This window comes from Streptomyces antibioticus (assembly GCF_002019855.1).
Taxonomy (GTDB): Bacteria; Actinomycetota; Actinomycetes; order Streptomycetales; family Streptomycetaceae; genus Streptomyces; species Streptomyces antibioticus_B.
The window spans coordinates 1615570-1636281 of record NZ_CM007717.1 but is presented as its reverse complement, the minus strand read 5'-3'; the positions used below and the strand labels follow the sequence as shown (position 1 = coordinate 1636281).

The following is a 20712-nucleotide window of genomic DNA, read 5'->3' as shown; positions in this document are numbered from 1 at the left end:
GCGCGCCCGGCGGGAGCGGCTCAGGAGTGGGAGAGCTGCCCCGCCCCGCTCTGCCTGCGTATGCGCTCCTGCGCACGCTCCGTCACCCGGGCCTGGCGGCGCGCCCGGCGCCGCTCACGGCGCAGGGCACGCGCCGTGCTGCTCGGGGTGGAGACCACGCCGTTGCGCTGGTTCCACACCTGGCGGGTCACCCACACGTCCAGCACGCCCCAGGTCGCCATCACGGTGCTGAACACACTGCTGATCACCATGGGGAAGGCCAGCCAGGATCCGGCCAGCGTGGCCAGGAACGCCACCATCGCCTGAATCAGCGTCACGGCGATGATCAGCACCGCTCTGACCGCCGCCGTCCGCACCGGATCCGGCAACCGGCGATGCTTCGCCGGCTCCTCGACCCACAGCGGCCGCCGCTCCTCCCGCGCCCATCCGTTCGCCTTCGCCCCGCCCCCTACAGCCTCCCCGTTGACCGGAATGCCGCGATCGGTCTCCTCCGGGACCCGCGACGCCCTCTCGCGCGTCACGCTGTCCTCGGACGTCCCGCGCCGCTCCGCCGTGCCCATCACCGTGTCACTCCCCACCGCCAGCAGACCGCTCGCCTCCGGATCGAAAGACCCGGCTCCCCAGTGGCTCTGCCCGCCTTGCTCTGATTTACGCCGCCCGGGTGGGGCCCGCCGCCTCCGCGACCGAATCCGCCCCCAATTCCCAATGAGTAGGACGAACAAGACGACTCGAAGATTCCCGAACAGCGAAAAAATCTGGCCAACTCCGTGACGGGGCCGATCGGATCAGGACGGAGGGAACGGCCCGGATTCCGGGTGGCAATCTCCCGCAATGCCCGGACAACTCGCCACGCTTCGCCCCCGGCCCGGAAGTTCGGCTTCCGGACGGCTCTTCGAGTTCATGGCGCGTCGGTAGTAGGCTCGCGCAGGTTGTTGACGCACATGCGTACCCCCGTCCCGTGGGGGTGCCGAGCTGGGGGAGGCCATGCGCTTTCGCGGGAAGTCGATCCGCCGGAAGATCGTGGCGCTGCTTCTCGTGCCGTTGGTGTCCCTGACCGCGATCTGGGGCTTCGCCACGGTACTGACAGGGCGTGAGGCGAGCCGCCTGTTCACGGTCTCCGCGCTCATGGAGAAGGTCGGCTACCCCGTCGAGGACATCGTCCGCGTCGTCCAGCAGGAACGCCGGCAGACCCTCGTCCACCTGGCCGACCCCCGGGCCGCCGACGCGCTCTCCGCGCTGCGCCGCACCCGGACCGCCACCGACGAGGCCCTCGCCGAGATCCGCGCCAACGCCCGCAACCCCGACGTACGCGACGTCCTGGACCAGGAGGACGCCGACGGCCTGACCGCCGTGCTCGACGCCTTCGACGGGGTGGACTCCCTGCGGCGCGGCGTCGAGGACGGCACCGTCACCCGGGCCCAGGCACTCCGCCTCTACAACCAGCTCATCGACCCCTGCCACGCGCTGCTCGCCCGGCTCGACGTCGTCGACAGCGTCGAGCTGGACAAGCAGTACCGCGCCCTGGTCAGCATCGCCCGCGCGCGGGAGCTGCTCTCCCGCGAGGACGCCCTGCTCGGCTCCGCGCTGGTCGTGGGCCGGCTCAACCGCGAGGAGATCCGCGCGGTCTCCGACCTCGTCGCCCAGCGCGAGGCGGTCTACGGCATCAGCCTCGCCCAGGTGCCCGACGCCGAGCGCGAGCGCTACGAGAGCTTCTGGAAGAACGCCACCACCGCGTCCCTGCGCACCGCCGAACAGGCCGTCGTCGCCACCGCCCCGGGCGACATGCCCCGCGGGGTCACCGCCCGCACCTGGGACACGGCGGCCGGAAACGTCCTCGACGAACTCGGCACCCTGGACGAACAGGCCCACGACCGCTACCAGGACCGGGTCCGGCCGGTCGCCACCGAGGTCATCGTCAAGGCCGTCGTCGCCGTGGTCCTCGGCCTCGTCGCCCTGATCGTCTCCCTCGTCCTGTCCGTGCGCGTCGGCCGCGGCCTCATCCGCGACCTGCGTCAACTGCGCGTGGAGGCCCACGAGGCGTCCGGCGTGCGGCTGCCCAGCGTGATGCGCAGACTCTCCGCCGGCGAACAGGTCGACGTGGAGACCGAGGTGCCGCGCCTGGAGTACGACAAGAACGAGATGGGCGAGGTCGGCCAGGCCCTCAACAGCCTCCAGCGCGCCGCCGTCGAGGCCGCCGTCAAACAGGCCGAACTCCGCGCCGGCGTCTCCGAGGTCTTCGTCAACCTCGCCCGCCGCAGCCAGGTCCTCCTGCACAAGCAGCTCACCCTGCTCGACACCATGGAGCGCCGCACCCACGACACCGAGGAACTCGCCGACCTCTTCCGCCTCGACCACCTCACCACCCGCATGCGCCGGCACGCCGAGGGCCTGGTCATCCTCTCCGGCGCCGCCCCCTCCCGGCAGTGGCGCAAGCCCGTCCAGCTCATGGACATCGTGCGCGCCGCCGTCGCCGAGGTCGAGGACTACGAGCGCATCGAGGTCCGCCGGCTGCCGCGCCTCGCCGTCACCGGCCCGGCCGTCGCCGACCTCACCCACCTCGTCGCCGAACTCCTCGAGAACGCCACCGTGTTCTCCCCGCCGCACACCGGCGTGCACGTCCTCGGCGAACGCGTCGCCAACGGCTTCACCCTGGAGATCCACGACCGAGGTCTCGGCATGGCGCCCGAATCACTGCTCGAGGCCAACCTCCGGCTCGCCGAGACCCCCGAGTTCGAGCTGTCCGACACCGACCGCCTCGGCCTGTTCGTGGTCAGCCGGCTCGCCCAGCGGCAGAACGTCCGCGTCTCGCTCCAGCCCTCCCCGTACGGCGGCACCACCGCCGTCGTCTTCATCCCCGACACCCTCCTCACCGACGACGTCCCCGACACCAACGGCGTCGGCTTCCGCCTCGACCGCCCCCGCGCCCCCAAGGACACCGAGCCCGCCGAGAAGCGCAGACCGGCCCTGTCGACCGCCGTACAGCTCCCCGGCGTGCCCGCCTCCCTGCTGGACGGCCCCGTCGAACTGGAGGCCCCGGTCGACCTGGACGCCCTCGGCGACTTCCCGTCCGTCCTGGACGACGAGGACGACGACATCCGCGGCGGCATCTTCCGCCCGCGCCGCTCGCTCACCCGCGCGGACGACGACCCGGCCGCCGGCACCGCCGAACCCGCCCGCGGGCTCGACCCCCGGGGCGAGCCGGCACGCGCGTCCGACGACCCGTCCGCGCCCGTGCCGCTGCCCGGCCGCCGTACACCCAAGCTGGTCAGCTCGCACGGCCGCCCGGTCACCGACCAGCGCCCCCGGCGCGGCGAACAGACCGAGGACACCGCGGCCCGGACGGGACCCCGCCGCCCGGAGACCGACGGCCCGGCGCCGCTGCCCATGCGCCGCCGCGGCAGCACCGCCCAGATCCCGCACCGCGGCGGCCCCGTCCAGCCGCCGGTGCTCCCGGCCCGCTTCGGACGCCCGGCCACCGACGAGCCCTCCCGGCCCGCCGTGCTGCCGACCCGCGCGGGACGCGCGTCCGACGACCCGCCCCGGCCCTCCGCGCTCCCGGTCCCCGTCCTCCCGGCCCGCCCCGGACCGACGGCGGCCCCCGACGAGCCGTCCCGGCCGCCCGCGCTCCCGCAGCGCACCCGCCGGACCGACACCGACGCCGTTTCCGGTGACGGCCCGGCCGCAGGCAACGGCCTGGGCGCCCTGCCCCGCCGGGTACGGCAGGCGAACCTGGCCCCGCAACTGCGGCAGGGCCCGGCACCCCGCACCGACCACTCCTCCGACCCCGCCGACCGGGACGCCGACGAGGTGCGCAGCCGTATGGCCTCGCTCCAACGCGGCTGGCAGCGCGGCCGGGCGGAGAACGCCGCGGGCGAAGAAGACGCCCACAGCGGCACAGCACCACGAGGAACGACAAAGGGGGACGGTCGATGACCGCACCAGAGGCGACCGGCCACACCACGACCGGCAACGGCGAACTGAACTGGCTCCTCGACGAACTCGTCGACCGCGTCGCCAGCATCCGCAAGGCCGTCGTCCTCTCCGGCGACGGCCTGGCCACCGGCGTGTCCAAGGACCTGAGCAGGGAGGACGGCGAGCACCTGGCCGCCGTCGCCTCCGGGTTCCACAGCCTCGCCAAGGGCGTGGGCCGCCACTTCGAGGCGGGCAGTGTCCGGCAGACGGTCGTCGAACTGGACGACGCCTTCCTGTTCGTCACGGCCGCCGGCGACGGGAGCTGCCTCGCCGTCCTCTCGGACGCCGACTCGGACGTCGGGCTCGTCGCCTACGAGATGACGCTGCTCGTGAAGCGGGTCGGCGCCCACCTCGGCACCGCCCGGCGCTCCGATCTGTCCACGGGCGGGTAGTGGGATGGCATGAGTCCAGAGTGTGAGGGACCCGGCCACTGGTTCGACGCCGACGCGGGACCGGTCGTCCGCCCGTACGCCATGACACGCGGCCGCACCACCAGTGCGGTCCAGCACCACCGCCTCGACCTGATCGCGGTGGTGGTCGTCGAACCCCACGCGGACGATCCCGAAGCGGACCACTCACTGTCCCCGGAGCACGTGGACATCGTGGACCTCTGCCGGGACGCGCCCCAGTCGGTCGCCGAACTCGCCGCCGAACTCGACCTGCCCGTCGGGGTGGTACGGGTCCTCGTCGGCGATCTCGTGGCCGCGGAGTTCGTCCATGTGAACCGGCCGGTGCCGCCCGCCGAACTGCCGGACGAGACCATACTGCGCGATGTGATCAGCGGGCTCCGCGCGCTGTGAGCAGGGCGGAAACGGGGGAGAAGCCGTGACCGGAGACCGGTCGCCGACGTACAGGCACAGTCTGTGCAGGAACAGTCGTACAGGCGCTGACGCACCAGCGCCGACCCCCATCAAGCAGGAGAAATGATCGATGATCTTCGGGCGAACTGAGCGCGGCAAGCCCCCGGTGGAGCCCGTCACGCTGAAGATCCTGGTGGCCGGCGGCTTCGGCGTGGGCAAGACCACCCTGGTCGGCGCGGTCAGCGAGATCAGACCGCTGCGGACCGAGGAACACCTCACCGAGGCGGGCCGTCCGGTCGACGACACCACCGGCGTCGAGCGGAAGAGCACCACCACCGTCGCCATGGACTTCGGGCGGATCACCCTGCGCGAGGACCTGGTGCTCTACCTCTTCGGCACGCCCGGCCAGGAGCGGTTCTGGTTCATGTGGGACGAACTGTCCGAGGGCGCCCTGGGGGCCGTCGTGCTCGCCGACACCCGCCGCCTCGAGGACTGCTTCGCCGCCATCGACTACTTCGAGCGCCGCTCCATCCCCTTCATCGTCGGCGTCAACTGCTTCGAGGGCGCGATCCGTTACCCGGAGGACGACGTGCGCAGGGCGCTCGACCTCGACGAGGACGTACCCCTGGTGCTGTGCGACGCGCGCGACAAGCTGTCGGTCCGGGACGTCCTGATCTCCGTCGTCCAGCACGCCATGGACTTCGGCTCCGAGCGCCGGGAGCCCGTCGCCACCTGAGCGCGCGCCCCGCACGGCCTGTACCCGCCCGACGCGAGGTACAGGCACGCGTGCGTGGCCTCTGCCGCCAGAGGCTACCGCTCGTCCTCCTCCAGCCAGCCGAAGCTCTTCTCCACCGCCTTCCGCCAGTTGCGGTACTCGCGGTCGCGGACCGACGCCTCCATCACGGGCCGCCACTCGGCGTCCTGCCGCCAGTGCGCCTTCAGTTCGTCCAGGTCGTTCCACACCCCGGTGGCCAGGCCCGCCGCGTACGCGGCGCCCAGGCAGGTCGTCTCGGAGACCCGGGGCCGGATCACCGGTACGCCGAGCACATCGGCCTGATGCTGCATGAGCAGGTTGTTCCTGGTCATCCCGCCGTCCACCTTCAGGGTCGTGATCTGCACCCCGGAGTCCTGGCGCATGGCGTCCACCACCTCACGCGTCTGCCAGCTCGTCGCCTCCAGCACCGCACGCGCGAGATGCGCCTTGGTGACATAGCGGGTGAGCCCGGTGACGACACCGCGCGCGTCGGAACGCCAGTACGGCGCGAACAGCCCGGAGAACGCGGGCACGATGTACGCCCCGCCGTTGTCCTCGACGCTCGCCGCCAGCGTCTCGATCTCGTCGGCGGTACGGATGATGCCGAGCTGGTCCCGGAACCACTGCACGAGCGACCCGGTGACCGCGATGGAACCCTCCAGGCAGTAGACCGGCGCCTCGCCGCCGATCTTGTACCCCAGCGTCGTCAGCAGCCCGCTCTTGGACGGCACCGGCCGGTTGCCGGTGTTCAGCAGCAGGAAACTGCCCGTGCCGTACGTGTTCTTGGCCGTGCCCACGTCGTAGCAGGCCTGCCCGAACACCGCCGCCTGCTGGTCGCCCAGCGCCGAGGCGACCGGCACCCCGGCGAGCGGCCCCACCGCCGTGCCGTAGACCTCGGCGGAGGAACGGATCTCCGGCAGCACGGCCTCGGGCACGTTCATCGCGGACAGGATGACGGGATCCCACTGGAGGGTCTCCAGGTTCATCAGCATGGTGCGCCCGGCGTTGGTCACGTCGGTCACGTGCCGGCCGCCGTCGACGCCCCCGGTGAGGTTCCAGATCAGCCAGGAGTCGACGGTGCCGAAGGCGATCTCCCCGCGCTCCGCCCGGTCCCGCAGACCGGGCACGTTGTCGAGCAGCCAGGCCGCCTTGGGGCCGGAGAAGTAGCTGGCCAGCGGCAGGCCGGTACGGTCACGGAACCGGTCCTGCCCGTCGGAGCCGCCCAGGTCGTCGCAGAGGCCGGCCGTCCGGGTGTCCTGCCACACGATCGCGTTGTGCACCGGCTTGCCCGTGGTCCGGTCCCACAGCACGGTCGTCTCGCGCTGGTTGGTGATGCCGAGCGCGCTGATCTGTTCGGCGCGCAGCCCGGCCCTGGCGACCGCCCCGGCCACCACCGCCTGCACCTTCGACCAGATCTCGGTGGCGTCGTGCTCCACCCAGCCGGGCTTGGGGAAGATCTGGCGGTGCTCACGCTGGTCGACAGCGACGATCGCGCCGTCGTGGTCGAAGACGATGCAACGGCTGGAGGTGGTGCCCTGGTCGATGGCGGCGACGTACTTCTCGGTTTTCCCGGCGGTGTCCGTCATGGCTGCCCCTTGGGCTGGGTTCGTGTTTTGGTGTGCGTGTGTGCGTGTGTGCGTGTGTGCGTGTGCCTGTGCGTGCGTGTCAGAAGGCCACGTTGTAGATCAGCCCCGCGAGCGCTCCGCCGATCAGCGGGCCGACGACCGGGATCCAGGCGTACCCCCAGTCCGACGTGCCCTTGTGGGGGATCGGCAGCAGGGTGTGCACCACGCGCGGGCCGAGGTCACGGGCCGGATTGATGGCATAGCCGGTGGGCCCGCCGAGCGAGAGGCCGATGCCCACCACGAGCAGGGACACGATCAGCACGAGCGTGCCGGACTCGCCGAGCCCCTCGGTCAGCCCGAAGGCGAGGATCGGCAGCACGAGCGCGACCGTCGCGATGGTCTCCGTGATCAGGTTGGCGACGGGACTGCGGATCTCCGGGATCGTCGAGAAGATCCCCAGCGTCGGCGTCGGTTCCTCGTCCGCGCCGCCCTCCGCTCCCGGCTGCCGTACGTTCGCCTGGAACTGCGCGAGGTAGACGAGGTAGGCGAGCACCGCGCCGAGCATCGCTCCGACCAACTGGCCGAGCACATACACCCAGACCTTGTCCCACTTGCCGGTGTCGACGGCGATCCCCAGGGTGACGGCCGGGTTGAGCTGTCCGCCGGAGAGCGGCGCGGCGGTGTACGCCCCCGCCAGCACCCCGAACCCCCAGCCGAACGCGATCACGATCCACCCCGAGGCCCGCGCCTTGGAGTGTCTGAGGGTGACGGCGGCGCAGACGCCCGCGCCGAACAGGATGAGGATCGCGGTACCGATGACCTCGCCGACGAATATGTCTCCGTTGCTCATGGCGGCTCCTAGGCAGGCCGGGACGATCGGCCCCGGTGCTCGGTGCGGAGGGTGCGGAGGGTGCGGGGTACGCGGGTGCTCTGTGCGTGGCTGTCTTCGGCCATGGCAGGGAGATCCCGCGCCCCGCCCGGCGTCCGTGACGAGCGTGCCGTCATAGCCGAATCGCCCAGGTGGACAGGGCCCCGGTCGACGGAGCCCGCGCGGCGCGTGCCTGGTTACGTCGTGTATGTACGGCGATGTCGGCTGACACCGGGAAGTGTTCACCGGCGTCCAGGGAGCGTCAAGGAGGTCGACGGCAATGGCCGGGAGAGGTGTACCGCAGTCGTCACGGCCTCCTACCGCCCTGTCACCGCCCTCTCACCGCACGGCGATGACCGCCGAACCGTGTCCGAACAACCCCTGGTTGGCGGTGATGCCCACCCGCGCGTGGGCGATCTGGCGGTCGCCCGCCTGCTCCCGCAACTGCCAGGTCACCTCGCAGACCTGGGCGATCGCCTGTGCCGGCACCGCTTCCCCGAACGAGGCCAGCCCACCGCTGGTGTTCACCGGTATCCGTCCGCCCGGCGCCGTGGCACCCTCCCTCAGCAGCTTGGCGCCCTCGCCGTCGCCGCACAGGCCGAGATCCTCGTACCACTGCAACTCCAGGGCGGTGGACAGGTCGTAGACCTCGGCCAGCGACAGATCCTCGGGTCCGACGCCCGCCTCCTCGTAGGCCGCGCGGGCGATCGACGCCCGGAACGTCTCGCCCGCCGGTTCGACCGCGAGCGACGAGTCGGTGGCGATGTCCGGCAGGTCGAGGACGGTGGCGGGGTAACGGGGCGTCACGGTCGAGACCGCACGGATCCGCACCGGATCCACCGCCCCGTGCCGGCGCGCGAACTCCATGCTGGACAGCACCAGGGCCGCCCCGCCGTCCGAGGTCGCGCAGATGTCCAGCAGCCGCAGCGGATCGGCGACCACCGCGGAGGCGGCGACCTCCTCGGCGGTGACCCGCGCGCGGTAGCGGGCGTGCGGATTCAGCGCCCCCATGGCGGAGTTCTTCACTTTCACGTGGGCGAAGTCCTCCGGGGTGTCGCCGTGCACCGCCATCCGCCGCCGCGCGTACAGCCCGAAGTACGTGGGATTGGTGGCGCCGAGCACCCGGAACCGCAGCCAGTCCGGGTCGTCTGCCCGCTCCCCGCCGGCCGGGCGGAAGAACCCCTTGGGCGCCGAGTCGGCCCCGACCACCAGCACCACGTCCGCGAGCCCCGCCAGGATCTGCGCCCGCGCCGCCCCGATCGCCTGGGCTCCCGACGCGCACGCCGCGTACACGCTCGTGACCCGGGCGCCCTGCCAGCCCAGCGCCTTCGCGAACGTCGCCCCGGCGACATACCCCGGGTACCCGCCACGCACCGTGTCCGCGCCGACGACCGACCCCACGTCCCGCCAGTCCAGCCCGGCGTCGGCCAGCGCCGCGCGCGCCGCGACCACCCCGTACTCGACGAACCGGCGCCCCCACTTGCCCCACGGGTGCATCCCCGCGCCGAGGACCGCCACCTCCGCCGCCTCTGCCGTCATCCCGCCACCCCCGTCGGCCGCCACTGCCACGTCATCCAGGTAGTCCCGGTGTCCTCGTACAGCACACCCGGGACGACCTCCACCTCCATGCCCACCGCCAGATCGGCGACGGTGACCCCGGGAACCGCCTGCCCCAGCACCACGATCCGCTCGGCCTCCAGCTCCACAGCGATCAACGCGTACGGCTCCCACGGAAGTTCCGGATTCGTCACATAGGGTGACGGAGGGCGGTAGCGGCTGTCGGTGTACGACCAGATCCGCCCGCGCCGGGACAGCGGGACCTCCTCCAGATCACCGCCCCCGCAGCCGGGGTTGCGGCAGTACGCGTCCTCGCGCGGGAAGAACACGGCCCCGCACGCCGAGCAGCGCGTGCCGAGCAGACGGAAGCCGCTTCCGTCCCCGCCCTCGGTGAACCACCCGGCGACCACCGGTGTACGTGTGCGCGACAAGGTCCCTCCCCGGCATCGGATCTGACGGAACGTCAGAAGTGTGGCACGCGCACCGGCGAGGGGACAGGGAGCGGAGGAAGCCGACGTCTTCCGCGCGCGTACCTCGCCCCACCCAAGATCGGATACGCTCCGCCGCGTGTCCGAATCTCTGCACTCCATTTCGAACTCCGCGCGCGACTCCCACTGTTCGAGTTGCGGGGCGCCCTACGGGGAGGGCGTCACCGGCTGGCCCCGCACCTGTCCGGCCTGCGCCGCCGTCGCCTACCGCAACCCCCTCCCGGTGGCCGTGGCGCTCCAGCCCGTCTACGACGCGCAGGGCACCGCCCTGGTCGTCATCACCCGCACCATCCCTCCCGCGCGGGGCGGCATCGCCCTGCCCGGCGGCTTCATGGACCACCGTGAGGACTGGCGGCAGGCCGTCGTGCGCGAACTGCGGGAAGAGACCGGCATCGACGCGGCGAGTCGCGACGTACGGCTCGCCGACGCCATGAGCTCCCCCGACGGCCATCTGCTGCTGTTCGGCCTCCTCCCGGAGCGCCCCGCGGACCGGCTGCCCGAGTCGGCGGCCACGGACGAGACCGAGGGCTGGCACCTCCTGCGCCGCCCCGAGGAACTCGCCTTCCCGCTGCACACCCTGGCCGCACGGGCGTTCTTCGAGGGCCGTTACATCTGACCCGGCCTCAGCCCTCTTCGAGGCCGCGCACCCGCACGGGGTGGGACGGCTCGTGCACACCGTCCTCACCCTCACGCTCGACGACCACCCGCCGGCCCAGCCGACGGGTGACGTACCGCTCGATCTCGGGCTCCTCCCAGCCGTCGCCCGCGTCCACCACGACCAGGCCGCCGCCCGAGCGCCCCCGGGCCGGAGCCCACACCTCCAGTTCCAGCCCGGCGTCCCCCCGCACCGGCAGCACGGCACCCGCGCGTGCGAACACCGGGGTCCGGGACAGCGGCGCGTCCACGGTCATCCGCCCCGGCCCCCGGTACGACCGTCCCGTGGCCGTGTCGTACCAGAGCCCGCGCGGCAGCCGCACCGTACGCCGGTCCACCCCGGGGTCCAGCACCGGCGCCACCAGCAGACAGTCACCCAGCAGGAACGCGTCCTCGCAGTCCCGCAACGCCCGGTCCTCCGGCGCCCCCCACCACACCGGACGCACATAGGGCGCCCCGGTGCGCCGCGCCAGATGCGCCAGCGTCGTGAAGTACGGCAGCAGCCGCCGGCGCTCGACCAGCACGGCACGCGCGTGCTCCAGCACCTCAGGACCCCACTCCCAGGGCTCCCGACGGCCCGCCTTCGGGCCCGCCTGTGTCCGGAACAGCGGCAGGCAAGACCCCAGTTGCAGCCACCGCAGATACAGCTCGGGCGACGCACCACCGTCGAAGCCCCCCACATCGGGCCCCGAGAACGGCACCCCGCACAGCCCGAGCCCCAGCACCAGCGACAACGATGCCCGCAGCCCGGGCCAGCCCGTCGCGACCGCACCGGACCAGGTACCGCCGTAGCGCTGGAGACCCGCCCAGCCCGAGCGGGACAGCACGAACGGACGCTCCCGCGGAACCAGCTCCCGCAGCCCCTCGTGCGCCGCCCACGCCATGGACAGTCCATAGACGTTGTGCGCCTCCCGGTGATCACCCCCGCGCCCCTCCAGGGCGTGCCGGGCCGACCGGGGCAGGGTCGACTCCCCGAAGGCGGCGAACGTCGTCGGCTCGTTCATCTCGTGCCAGAACCCCGAGAACCCCTGCGCGAGCCGCTCCGCGTACAGACCGCCCCACCAGCTCCGCACGCGCGTGTGCGTGAAATCCGGGAACACCGCAGCCCCGTGCCCCACCACACCCTCGGCGAACTGCCCCGAGGCGTCCCGCACGAACACGTCCTCGGCGACCCCGCCGTCGTAGACCGCGTCACCCGGCCTCGCGCGCACCGCGGGACCCACGGCCGACACCAGCCGGATCCCGTCCCGCCGCAACTCCTCGGCCAGCACCGGCAGCTTGGGGAAACGATTCTGGTCCACGCTGAACACCCGCTGCTCGTCCAGATGCTCGGCACCCAGATGCACCGCGTCGAGCGGCAGACCGTGCTCCTGATAGCCCGCCACCACCCGGCGCACCTCCTCCTCGCCGCCGAAGTCACGCCGCGCGTGATGGTGCCCGAGCGCCCACGCGGGAGGCGGCGTCGGCGCCCCCGTCAGCGAGGCCCAGGCGAGCAGCACACGCGCGGGCGTCCCCACCATCACCCAGCAGCGCAGCGGACCGCCGTCCATCCGCACCTCGCACGCCCCGGGCCGGTCGTGCCCGGAACCCGCGCCCTCCGCACCCTCCCGCAACGTCACCGTGCCGTCCCAGGAGGTGTCGTGGAACACCAGGTGCGTCCCCGCGTCGGACACCACCACCTGCACCGGCATCGTCAGATACAGCGGATCGTCCCCCGGCCCGAACGCGTGCCCGGGATCCCTGTTCCAGAGCCGGTACGTCCCCCCGCGCAGCCGCGGCCCCGACGCCCGCCCCCCGAGGCCGAAGAACCGCGCGTCCGCCGCCACCTCCGCCCGCTGCATCCAGCGCGCCGCCCGCCCCTCCCGCTCCCACCAGCGCGGCGGCTGGTCCCGGCGCAGCACCACCCCGCCCGGCGTGCACACCTCGATCGCCCCGAGCCGCGACACCACCACCGTCGCCCGCTCGGCCACCACCCGCCAGCCGCCGTCCTTGTCCGGCTCCAGCACCGCCCGCGGATCCGGCTCGGGACACCGCCCGGCCAGCGCGTACGACGGCTCCGGCTCGGCACCGTCCCAGCCCCAGAACACCGCCCCGTTCACCGCGACCATGATCCGCAGGTCCGAGCGGCCGAACCGCAGCGTCCCGCCACCCGGCGCCGGCTCCACCTCCCGCAGCGCACCCGGCACCCGCGCCCGCTCACCCCCGCGCGCGAGCGGCCCGGCGGCCTCGTCCCGCCTCCTGCGCCACACGGCCCGCACGGCCCGCACGGTGCGCAACCCCAGGGCAGCCCGCACAGAACCGACCGCCTTCATCGAACGCACCAGGTCACGACCGTCCATGCTGCTCACCCTGCCACTCACCGCTCCACACGCGTGTGTCGTTCAGCTTCCGTTCACCTGTGCCGGAACCACTTCTTCACGACACGGACCGTGTGGGGCGCACCCTGGTGCAGAAGTCGATCACATGGCATCGTCCCTGTCAGCCGCGTCACGCGCACCACCCCAGCTCGTGCGCGGGCGACGCACACGACGCGCACAGCCGGGAGCCGCCCCATGTCCACCGAGAACCCCGAGCCGCTCTGGCGGCCCGATCCGCAGCGCATCGCCCGCGCGCAGGTCACTCGATTCCAGACCTGGGCCGCCGAGCGCCACGGAGCCCCTGGCGAAGGGGGGTATCCGGCCCTGCACCGCTGGTCCGTGGACGACCTGGAGACGTTCTGGAAGGCCGTCACGGAGTTCTACGACGTACGGTTCTCGACGCCGTACACGCGCGTGCTCGGCGACCGCGCCATGCCCGGCGCCCAGTGGTTCCCCGGAGCCACCCTCAACTACGCCGAGCACGCCCTGCGCGCAGCCGCCACCCGCCCGGACGAACCGGCCCTGCTGCATGTCGACGAGACCCACGAACCGAGCCCGGTGACCTGGAGCGAACTGCGCCGCCAGGTCGGCTCCCTCGCGGCCGAACTGCGCACCCTCGGCGTCCGCCCCGGCGACCGGATCAGCGGCTACCTCCCGAACATCCCGCAGGCCGTCGTCGCCCTCCTCGCCACCGCCGCCGTCGGCGCGGTGTGGACCTCCTGCGCCCCCGACTTCGGCGCCCGCAGCGTCCTCGACCGCTTCCAGCAGGTCGAACCCGTCGTCCTGTTCACCGTCGACGGCTACCGCTACGGCGGCAAGGAACACGACCGCCGCGACACCGTCGCCGAACTCCGCCGCGAACTGCCCACCCTGCGCGCCGTCGTCCACATCCCCCTCCTGGGCACCCCCGCCCCCGAAGGCGCCCTGGAATGGTCGGCGCTCACGGCCGCCACCGAGGAACCCGTCTTCGAACAGGTCCCCTTCGACCACCCCCTGTGGGTGCTCTACTCCTCGGGCACGACCGGCCTGCCCAAGGCCATCGTCCAGTCCCAGGGCGGCATCCTCGTCGAACACCTCAAGCAGCTCGGCCTGCACTGCGACCTCGGCCCCGAGGACCGCTTCTTCTGGTACACCTCGACCGGCTGGATGATGTGGAACTTCCTCGTCTCCGGCCTCCTCACCGGCACCACGATCGTCCTCTACGACGGCAGCCCCGGATTCCCCGACACCGGCGCCCAGTGGCGCATCGCCGAACGCACCGGAGCCACCCTCTACGGCACCTCGGCCGCCTACGTCATGGCCTGCCGCAAGGCCGACGTGCACCCCTCCCGGGACTTCGACCTCTCCCGGATCCAGTGCGTCGCCACCACCGGCTCCCCCCTGCCGCCCGACGGCTTCCGCTGGCTCCACGACGAGGTCCGCGACGACGTGTGGATCGCCTCCGTCAGCGGCGGCACCGACGTCTGCTCCTGCTTCGCCGGAGCCGTCCCCACCCTCCCCGTGTACACGGGCGAACTCCAGGCCCCCGGCCTCGGCACCGACCTCCAGTCCTGGGACCCGGCCGGCCGGCCGCTCGTCGACGAGGTCGGCGAACTCGTGGTCACCAACCCGATGCCCTCCATGCCGGTCCGCTTCTGGAACGACCCCGACGGCAGCCGCTACCACGACAGCTACTTCGACACCTACCCCGGCGTCTGGCGCCACGGCGACTGGATCACCGTCACCTCACGCGGCTCCGTCGTCATCCACGGCCGCTCCGACTCCACCCTCAACCGCCAGGGCGTCCGCATGGGCTCCGCCGACATCTACGAGGTAGTCGAACGACTCCCCGAGATCAAGGAATCCCTGGTCATCGGCATCGAACAGCCCGACGGCGGCTACTGGATGCCCCTCTTCGTCCACCTCGCCCCCGGAGCCGTCCTCGACGACGCCCTCCTCGGCCGCATCAAACAGGCCATCCGCGAACAGCTCTCACCCCGCCACGTCCCCGACGAGGTCATCGAGGTCCCCGGCGTCCCGCACACCCTCACCGGCAAGCGCATCGAGGTCCCCGTCAAACGCCTCCTCCAGGGCACCCCGCTGGAAAAGGCCGTCAACCCGGGCTCCATCGACAACCTCGGCCTCCTCGCCTTCTACGAGGACCTCGCCCGCAAGCGCGCCTGACCGCAACCCCCGCCGACCCCCGCACCGGCCCCGGACTCCGCCCCACCAGGGCGAACACCGGGGCCGTCACCGTTCCGGCCCCCGTTGTCAGTGCCGCCGGTTACTGTGAGTGAGCATCGATCGACTGTGCACACAGGGGGAACCACATGACACACACCGACAGCCGCACCATGCGCCACGTCCTGCGCCGCGAGATCGCCGGCACCATCGGCCTCCTCACCGACGAACACGACTTCCGCGCCATGCGGCACTACCGCAGCTTCACCTTCGACGACCACGCCACCTACCTCCGCCAGGTCGAGGAACTCCTCAAAACCCGCGCCCGACACGGCAGCCACACCACCGTGGCCCTCTTCGACCCCCAGGAGTACGCCGACTACTGCGCCACCGAGGGCCTCGACCCCGACGACCCCGCAAACCGCACCCGCTTCACCGCCCGCATCGCCACCACCGGCCCCACCATCCCCTACGACGGCCAGCCCCTCACCGACCTCGTGCCGGCCCTCGTCGACGAAGCCGTCCGCCAGGCCACCTGGGAGTACGCGGCCACCCTCCTGGCCCGCCTCGGCACCTGCGCGACCTGCGGCGAGGACATCGGCCGCGCGGCCTTCACCCGCGCCTCCGCCCTCGTCAGCCGCATCCTCGACACCGCGCCACCCGGCGACCGGCACCTCGTCGTCAGCGTGACGGGGACACCCGAGACCCTCGTCGCCGTTCTCCACGCGGACACCGAAACCGACGGCGGCACCCGGTTCGACGAGGCCGAAGCCCTCGAATTCACCACCGTCCTCGCCCTCGGCCTCACCACCCGGGGCCCCGGCGGCCTGGTCATGCGCACCACCGCACCCGACACCCCGGACCGCATCTACGGCTGGCGCCTGCGCGGAGACGGCCTCGACCCCCTCACCGCCGGCGAGGTCTTCGACGCCTACTGCACCGACATCGAATCCGGCGAACTGATCGCCCCCGAATCCGGCGTCGACTACTGCGTCCCACCGGACCTCGGCCACGAAGCACAGGAAGGAGAGGACGATCCCACCGGCCACCACCACTGACGACCCGCGCACCGACAGACGACAGGGGCGCCCCACCCGAAGGCGGAGCGCCCCTGCCCGAGACGCATGCGACGCGTACCCGGCTCGCCGCTACTCGCCGGACAGCACGGCCCGCGCCGCGCTGCGCGCCTCCTCGGCACTGTCCGAGGCACGCGCCGCCGCCGCGGCCCGCTCACACTGCGCCAGCGTGAACTTCGCCAGCGTCGCCCGCACATAGGGGATCGACGCCGCACCCATGGACAGGGAGGTGACGCCCAGACCGGTCAGCACGCACGCGAGCAGCGGGTCCGACGCGGCCTCGCCGCACACCCCACAGCTCTTGCCCTCGGCCCTGGCCGCCTCGGCGGACAGCGCGACGAGGTCGAGCAGCGCGGGCTGCCACGGGTCCTGGAGACGGGACACCGCACCCACCTGCCGGTCGGCGGCGAAGGTGTACTGCGCCAGGTCGTTCGTGCCCAGCGACAGGAACTCGACCTCCTGGAGGATCGAGCGCGCCCGCAGCGCGGCCGACGGGATCTCGACCATCGCACCGAACTTCGCGCGCAGCCCGGCCTCACGGCAGGCGTCCGCGAACGCCTTGGCGTCGGCACGGTCGGCCACCATCGGGGCCATCACCTCAAGGTAGACCGGCAGCCCCTCCGCGGCCTTCGCCAGCGCCGTGAGCTGGGTACGCAGGACGTCCGGGTGATCCAGCAGGCTGCGCAGCCCGCGCACACCCAGCGCCGGGTTCGGCTCGTCGGCCGGAGTCAGGAAGTCCAGCGGCTTGTCCGCACCCGCGTCCAGCACTCGCACGACGACCCGGCCCTCGGGGAACGCCTCCAGCACCTGCCGGTAGGCCTCGACCTGCTTCTCCTCGGTCGGCGCGTTCTTGCTGTCGTCGAGGAAGAGGAACTCGGTACGGAACAGACCGACGCCCTCCGCACCCGCCTCGACGGCGGCGGGCACATCGGCCGGACCGCCGACGTTGGCCAGCAGCGGCACCTTGTGACCGTCGGCCGTGGCACCCGGACCGGTCGACGCCGACAGCGCGGCCTTCCGCGCCGCGGCCGCCGCCTCCAGCTCCGCCTTCTTCTCCTCGCTGGGGTCCACGAAGATCTCGCCGGTGCTGCCGTCGACGGCGATCACCGTCCCCTCGGCCAGCTCGCCGGCACCCGGCAGGGCCACGACCGCCGGCACCCCGAGCGCACGCGCCAGGATGGCGCTGTGGCTGGTCGGCCCGCCCTCCTCGGTCACGAAACCGAGGACCAGCGTCGGGTCGAGCAGCGCGGTGTCCGCCGGCGCCAGATCCCGGGCCACCAGCACATACGGCCTGTCGCTGTCCGGCACACCGGGCATCGGAACGCCCAGCAGCCGCGCGACGATACGGTTCCGCACGTCATCGAGGTCGGCCACCCGGCCGGCCAGGTACTCGCCCGCTCCGGCCAGCAGCTCGCGATAGGCGGCGAACGCGTCGTAGACGGCCCGCTCGGCCGTGCTCCCGACGGCGATCCGCCGGTCCACGTCCGCCATCAGCTCGGGATCCTGGGCCATCAGGGCCTGCGCCTCGAGCACCGCCTGGGCTTCGCCCCCCGCCAGATTGCCGCGCGCCATCAGATCGGCCGCCACCGCGTCCATGGCCTGGCGGGAGCGCCCCTGCTCGCGCTCCGCGTCCTCCGCCGGGATCTGCTTGGCCGGCGGTTCGAGGACCGCCGTTCCCATGTGCCGAACCTCGCCGATCGCCACACCGTGACTCACGCCGACGCCTCGCAGCGTTGTCTCCATCTCACCCGTCTCCGATAGTGCGGCGGGTCCCGCCGCCGTGGTGGTTGTCCTCCTGCGTGCCGTCGAAGGACGGCCGGGCATCACTGCCAGGAAACATCACTGCCAGGAAAAGAGAACGTCGCCGTTCTTCACGTCGCCGTCCTCGCGGAGTTCACCGAGGGAGTCGGCCGTGGCCTCCAGCGCCACGACCGGGCACACGGGAGACTTGCCGGCCGCCTCCACCGCGGCGGGGTCCCAGCGCACGATGCCCTGGCCGCGGGTGACGGTGTCGCCCTTGTTGACGAGCAGCTCGAAGCCCTCGCCGTTGAGCTGCACCGTGTCGATGCCGAGGTGGGTGAGCACGCCGTGCCCCTCGGAGTCGACGACCACGAAGGCGTGGGGGTGGAGGGAGACGATGACGCCGTCCACGGGAGCGACGGCCTCGGAAGGCTCGCGCACCGGGTCGATCGCCGTGCCCGGGCCGACCATGGCCCCGGAGAAGACCGGATCCGGCACGGCGGCCAGTCCGATGGCGCGTCCTACAAGAGGGGACGTCACGGTGGTCATGGGAAGCCTCCCAGGGGTGGAGATGTACATGGGCCGTTACTGCCTGTCCAGGACGGCGCACTGTGCAGCAGGGTATGTCATACGAAGTACCGGTTCTGCACGAGAGATCCCGATCCGTGGTCTAGACCACTAGCCTAGCGGATTTGCACGCGCTCTGCGGCCGCGTGTACAGTCGTACTCCTGCTTGAGGGTGAGCGACGCGATCAAGCGCGATTACCGAGCAGCATCCAACTTGTCAGATCCTATTCTCTGGATCGCCCCCGCATGCCTGCGGAACGGTGGTCAGGGAGGCGGAAAAACCCTGATAGAGTCGGAGACGCAAGACCGAAGGGAAACTGCCCGGAGGAAAGCCTGAGAGAGTCTCTCGGGTGAGTACAAAGGAAGCGTCCGTTCCTTGAGAACTCAACAGCGTGCCAAAAATCAACGCCAGATATGTTGATACCCCGTCTACGGCAGTGATAGCCGTGGATGAGGTTCCTTTGAAACAAAACACAGCGAGGACGCTGGATGCGAGGGGATCATTCCTCCTCTCGTTCCGCTCTCGTGCGTGTTGTCCCGATCACGGGAAAACATTCACGGAGAGTTTGATCCTGGCTCAGGACGAACGCTGGCGGCGTGCTTAACACATGCAAGTCGAACGATGAAGCCCTTCGGGGTGGATTAGTGGCGAACGGGTGAGTAACACGTGGGCAATCTGCCCTGCACTCTGGGACAAGCCCTGGAAACGGGGTCTAATACCGGATATCACTCTTGCAGGCATCTGTGAGGGTCGAAAGCTCCGGCGGTGCAGGATGAGCCCGCGGCCTATCAGCTTGTTGGTGAGGTAATGGCTCACCAAGGCGACGACGGGTAGCCGGCCTGAGAGGGCGACCGGCCACACTGGGACTGAGACACGGCCCAGACTCCTACGGGAGGCAGCAGTGGGGAATATTGCACAATGGGCGAAAGCCTGATGCAGCGACGCCGCGTGAGGGATGACGGCCTTCGGGTTGTAAACCTCTTTCAGCAGGGAAGAAGCGAAAGTGACGGTACCTGCAGAAGAAGCGCCGGCTAACTACGTGCCAGCAGCCGCGGTAATACGTAGGGCGCAAGCGTTGTCCGGAATTATTGGGCGTAAAGAGCTCGTAGGCGGCTTGTCACGTCGGGTGTGAAAGCCCGGGGCTTAACCCCGGGTCTGCATTCGATACGGGCTAGCTAGAGTGTGGTAGGGGAGATCGGAATTCCTGGTGTAGCGGTGAAATGCGCAGATATCAGGAGGAACACCGGTGGCGAAGGCGGATCTCTGGGCCATTACTGACGCTGAGGAGCGAAAGCGTGGGGAGCGAACAGGATTAGATACCCTGGTAGTCCACGCCGTAAACGGTGGGAACTAGGTGTTGGCGACATTCCACGTCGTCGGTGCCGCAGCTAACGCATTAAGTTCCCCGCCTGGGGAGTACGGCCGCAAGGCTAAAACTCAAAGGAATTGACGGGGGCCCGCACAAGCAGCGGAGCATGTGGCTTAATTCGACGCAACGCGAAGAACCTTACCAAGGCTTGACATACACCGGAAACGGCCAGAGATGGTCGCCCCCTTGTGGTCGGTGTACAGGTGGTGCATGGCTGTCGTCAGCTCGTGTCGTGAGATGTTGGGTTAAGTCCCGCAACGAGCGCAACCCTTGTTCTGTGTTGCCAGCATGTCCTTCGGGATGATGGGGACTCACAGGAGACCGCCGGGGTCAACTCGGAGGAAGGTGGGGACGACGTCAAGTCATCATGCCCCTTATGTCTTGGGCTGCACACGTGCTACAATGGCCGGTACAAAGAGCAGCGATACCGTGAGGTGGAGCGAATCTCAAAAAGCCGGTCTCAGTTCGGATTGGGGTCTGCAACTCGACCCCATGAAGTCGGAGTTGCTAGTAATCGCAGATCAGCATTGCTGCGGTGAATACGTTCCCGGGCCTTGTACACACCGCCCGTCACGTCACGAAAGTCGGTAACACCCGAAGCCGGTGGCCCAACCCCTTGTGGGAGGGAGCTGTCGAAGGTGGGACTGGCGATTGGGACGAAGTCGTAACAAGGTAGCCGTACCGGAAGGTGCGGCTGGATCACCTCCTTTCTAAGGAGCACAGTACCGATTGCAGGCAAATGTTCTGCACGGTCAGCTCATGGGTGGAACGTTGATTATTCGGT

General features: G+C 70.9%; 15 protein-coding genes and 1 rRNA gene. 8 read left to right on the top strand and 8 right to left on the bottom strand.

Annotated elements, in window-relative coordinates; genetic code table 11:
• Positions 1-20: 20 nt before the first annotated feature.
• Positions 21-560 carry a hypothetical protein gene (locus AFM16_RS07235; RefSeq protein ID WP_078632824.1) on the bottom strand — a complete coding sequence of 180 codons (540 nt, stop codon included), beginning with the start codon at positions 558-560 and terminating at the stop codon, positions 21-23.
• Positions 561-984: 424 nt separating this feature from the next.
• Between AFM16_RS07235 and AFM16_RS07230 the strand changes: the two genes are divergently transcribed.
• From AFM16_RS07230 to AFM16_RS07215, 4 genes are all read left to right on the top strand, one after another.
• Complete coding sequence (locus AFM16_RS07230; RefSeq protein ID WP_078632823.1) at positions 985-3933, top strand: sensor histidine kinase; 2949 nt, start codon at positions 985-987, stop codon at positions 3931-3933.
• Positions 3930-4364, top strand: a complete 435-nt coding sequence (locus AFM16_RS07225; RefSeq protein ID WP_030785634.1) for a roadblock/LC7 domain-containing protein — start codon at positions 3930-3932, stop codon at positions 4362-4364. Before AFM16_RS07230 ends, AFM16_RS07225 begins: the two co-directional genes overlap by 4 nt.
• A gap of 9 nt (positions 4365-4373) precedes the next feature.
• Complete coding sequence (locus AFM16_RS07220; protein ID WP_078632822.1) at positions 4374-4772, top strand: DUF742 domain-containing protein; 399 nt, start codon at positions 4374-4376, stop codon at positions 4770-4772.
• Between the two features lie 130 nt (positions 4773-4902).
• A complete protein-coding gene (locus AFM16_RS07215) occupies positions 4903-5508 on the top strand; it encodes a GTP-binding protein (RefSeq protein WP_078632821.1) in 606 nt (201 codons plus the stop codon).
• 74 nt (positions 5509-5582) lie between these two features.
• Here AFM16_RS07215 and glpK read toward each other — a convergent pair whose 3' ends face one another.
• From glpK to AFM16_RS07195, 4 genes are all read right to left on the bottom strand, one after another.
• A complete protein-coding gene (gene glpK, locus AFM16_RS07210) occupies positions 5583-7112 on the bottom strand; it encodes a glycerol kinase GlpK (protein ID WP_078632820.1) in 1530 nt (509 codons plus the stop codon).
• 79 nt (positions 7113-7191) lie between these two features.
• Positions 7192-7941, bottom strand: a complete 750-nt coding sequence (locus AFM16_RS07205) for an MIP/aquaporin family protein (protein WP_078632819.1) — start codon at positions 7939-7941, stop codon at positions 7192-7194.
• A gap of 357 nt (positions 7942-8298) precedes the next feature.
• Positions 8299-9498 (bottom strand): lipid-transfer protein, encoded by a 1200-nt coding sequence (locus AFM16_RS07200; RefSeq protein WP_078636868.1) that lies wholly within the window; start codon positions 9496-9498, stop codon positions 8299-8301.
• On the bottom strand, positions 9495-9926 hold the full coding sequence (locus tag AFM16_RS07195) for a Zn-ribbon domain-containing OB-fold protein (RefSeq protein WP_078632818.1): 432 nt from the start codon (positions 9924-9926) through the stop codon (positions 9495-9497). The genes AFM16_RS07200 and AFM16_RS07195 overlap by 4 nt, the downstream gene beginning before the upstream one ends.
• Before the next feature lie 157 nt (positions 9927-10083).
• On the opposite strand from AFM16_RS07195, the gene AFM16_RS07190 reads away from it, so the two are divergent.
• The gene (locus AFM16_RS07190; RefSeq protein WP_030785620.1) at positions 10084-10620 is read left to right on the top strand and encodes an NUDIX domain-containing protein; all 537 of its coding nucleotides are present in this window, start codon (positions 10084-10086) and stop codon (positions 10618-10620) included.
• Positions 10621-10627: 7 nt separating this feature from the next.
• Here AFM16_RS07190 and AFM16_RS07185 read toward each other — a convergent pair whose 3' ends face one another.
• Positions 10628-12997, bottom strand: a complete 2370-nt coding sequence (locus AFM16_RS07185; RefSeq protein WP_078632817.1) for a glycoside hydrolase family 31 protein — start codon at positions 12995-12997, stop codon at positions 10628-10630.
• A gap of 213 nt (positions 12998-13210) precedes the next feature.
• On the opposite strand from AFM16_RS07185, the gene AFM16_RS07180 reads away from it, so the two are divergent.
• Together AFM16_RS07180 and AFM16_RS07175 are read left to right on the top strand one after the other, a co-directional pair.
• Entirely contained in the window at positions 13211-15178 is a 1968-nt protein-coding gene (locus AFM16_RS07180; protein ID WP_078632816.1) for an acetoacetate--CoA ligase, read from the top strand.
• A 146-nt stretch (positions 15179-15324) separates the two neighbouring features.
• On the top strand, positions 15325-16233 hold the full coding sequence (locus AFM16_RS07175; RefSeq protein WP_078632815.1) for a DUF8829 domain-containing protein: 909 nt from the start codon (positions 15325-15327) through the stop codon (positions 16231-16233).
• 90 nt (positions 16234-16323) lie between these two features.
• Here AFM16_RS07175 and ptsP read toward each other — a convergent pair whose 3' ends face one another.
• Positions 16324-17994, bottom strand: coding sequence for a phosphoenolpyruvate--protein phosphotransferase (gene ptsP, locus AFM16_RS07170; RefSeq protein WP_078632814.1), 1671 nt, complete (start codon positions 17992-17994; stop codon positions 16324-16326).
• 96 nt (positions 17995-18090) lie between these two features.
• Entirely contained in the window at positions 18091-18540 is a 450-nt protein-coding gene (locus AFM16_RS07165) for a PTS sugar transporter subunit IIA (protein WP_030785610.1), read from the bottom strand.
• A gap of 572 nt (positions 18541-19112) precedes the next feature.
• On the opposite strand from AFM16_RS07165, the gene AFM16_RS07155 reads away from it, so the two are divergent.
• Positions 19113-20638: ribosomal RNA gene (locus tag AFM16_RS07155) — 16S ribosomal RNA — on the top strand.
• Positions 20639-20712: the final 74 nt, after the last annotated feature.

What these genes read in the sequence shown, in the direction of transcription:
- AFM16_RS07235 (WP_078632824.1), bottom strand. Translation starts at nt 560, where the DNA reads ATGGGCACGGCGGAGCGGCGCGGGACGTCCGAGGACAGCGTGACGCGC.
- AFM16_RS07230 (WP_078632823.1), top strand. Translation starts at nt 985, where the DNA reads ATGCGCTTTCGCGGGAAGTCGATCCGCCGGAAGATCGTGGCGCTGCTT.
- AFM16_RS07225 (WP_030785634.1), top strand. Translation starts at nt 3,930, where the DNA reads ATGACCGCACCAGAGGCGACCGGCCACACCACGACCGGCAACGGCGAA.
- AFM16_RS07220 (WP_078632822.1), top strand. Translation starts at nt 4,374, where the DNA reads ATGAGTCCAGAGTGTGAGGGACCCGGCCACTGGTTCGACGCCGACGCG.
- AFM16_RS07215 (WP_078632821.1), top strand. Translation starts at nt 4,903, where the DNA reads ATGATCTTCGGGCGAACTGAGCGCGGCAAGCCCCCGGTGGAGCCCGTC.
- glpK (WP_078632820.1), bottom strand. Translation starts at nt 7,112, where the DNA reads ATGACGGACACCGCCGGGAAAACCGAGAAGTACGTCGCCGCCATCGAC.
- AFM16_RS07205 (WP_078632819.1), bottom strand. Translation starts at nt 7,941, where the DNA reads ATGAGCAACGGAGACATATTCGTCGGCGAGGTCATCGGTACCGCGATC.
- AFM16_RS07200 (WP_078636868.1), bottom strand. Translation starts at nt 9,498, where the DNA reads ATGACGGCAGAGGCGGCGGAGGTGGCGGTCCTCGGCGCGGGGATGCAC.
- AFM16_RS07185 (WP_078632817.1), bottom strand. Translation starts at nt 12,997, where the DNA reads ATGGACGGTCGTGACCTGGTGCGTTCGATGAAGGCGGTCGGTTCTGTG.
- AFM16_RS07180 (WP_078632816.1), top strand. Translation starts at nt 13,211, where the DNA reads ATGTCCACCGAGAACCCCGAGCCGCTCTGGCGGCCCGATCCGCAGCGC.
- AFM16_RS07175 (WP_078632815.1), top strand. Translation starts at nt 15,325, where the DNA reads ATGACACACACCGACAGCCGCACCATGCGCCACGTCCTGCGCCGCGAG.
- ptsP (WP_078632814.1), bottom strand. Translation starts at nt 17,994, where the DNA reads ATGGAGACAACGCTGCGAGGCGTCGGCGTGAGTCACGGTGTGGCGATC.
- AFM16_RS07165 (WP_030785610.1), bottom strand. Translation starts at nt 18,540, where the DNA reads ATGACCACCGTGACGTCCCCTCTTGTAGGACGCGCCATCGGACTGGCC.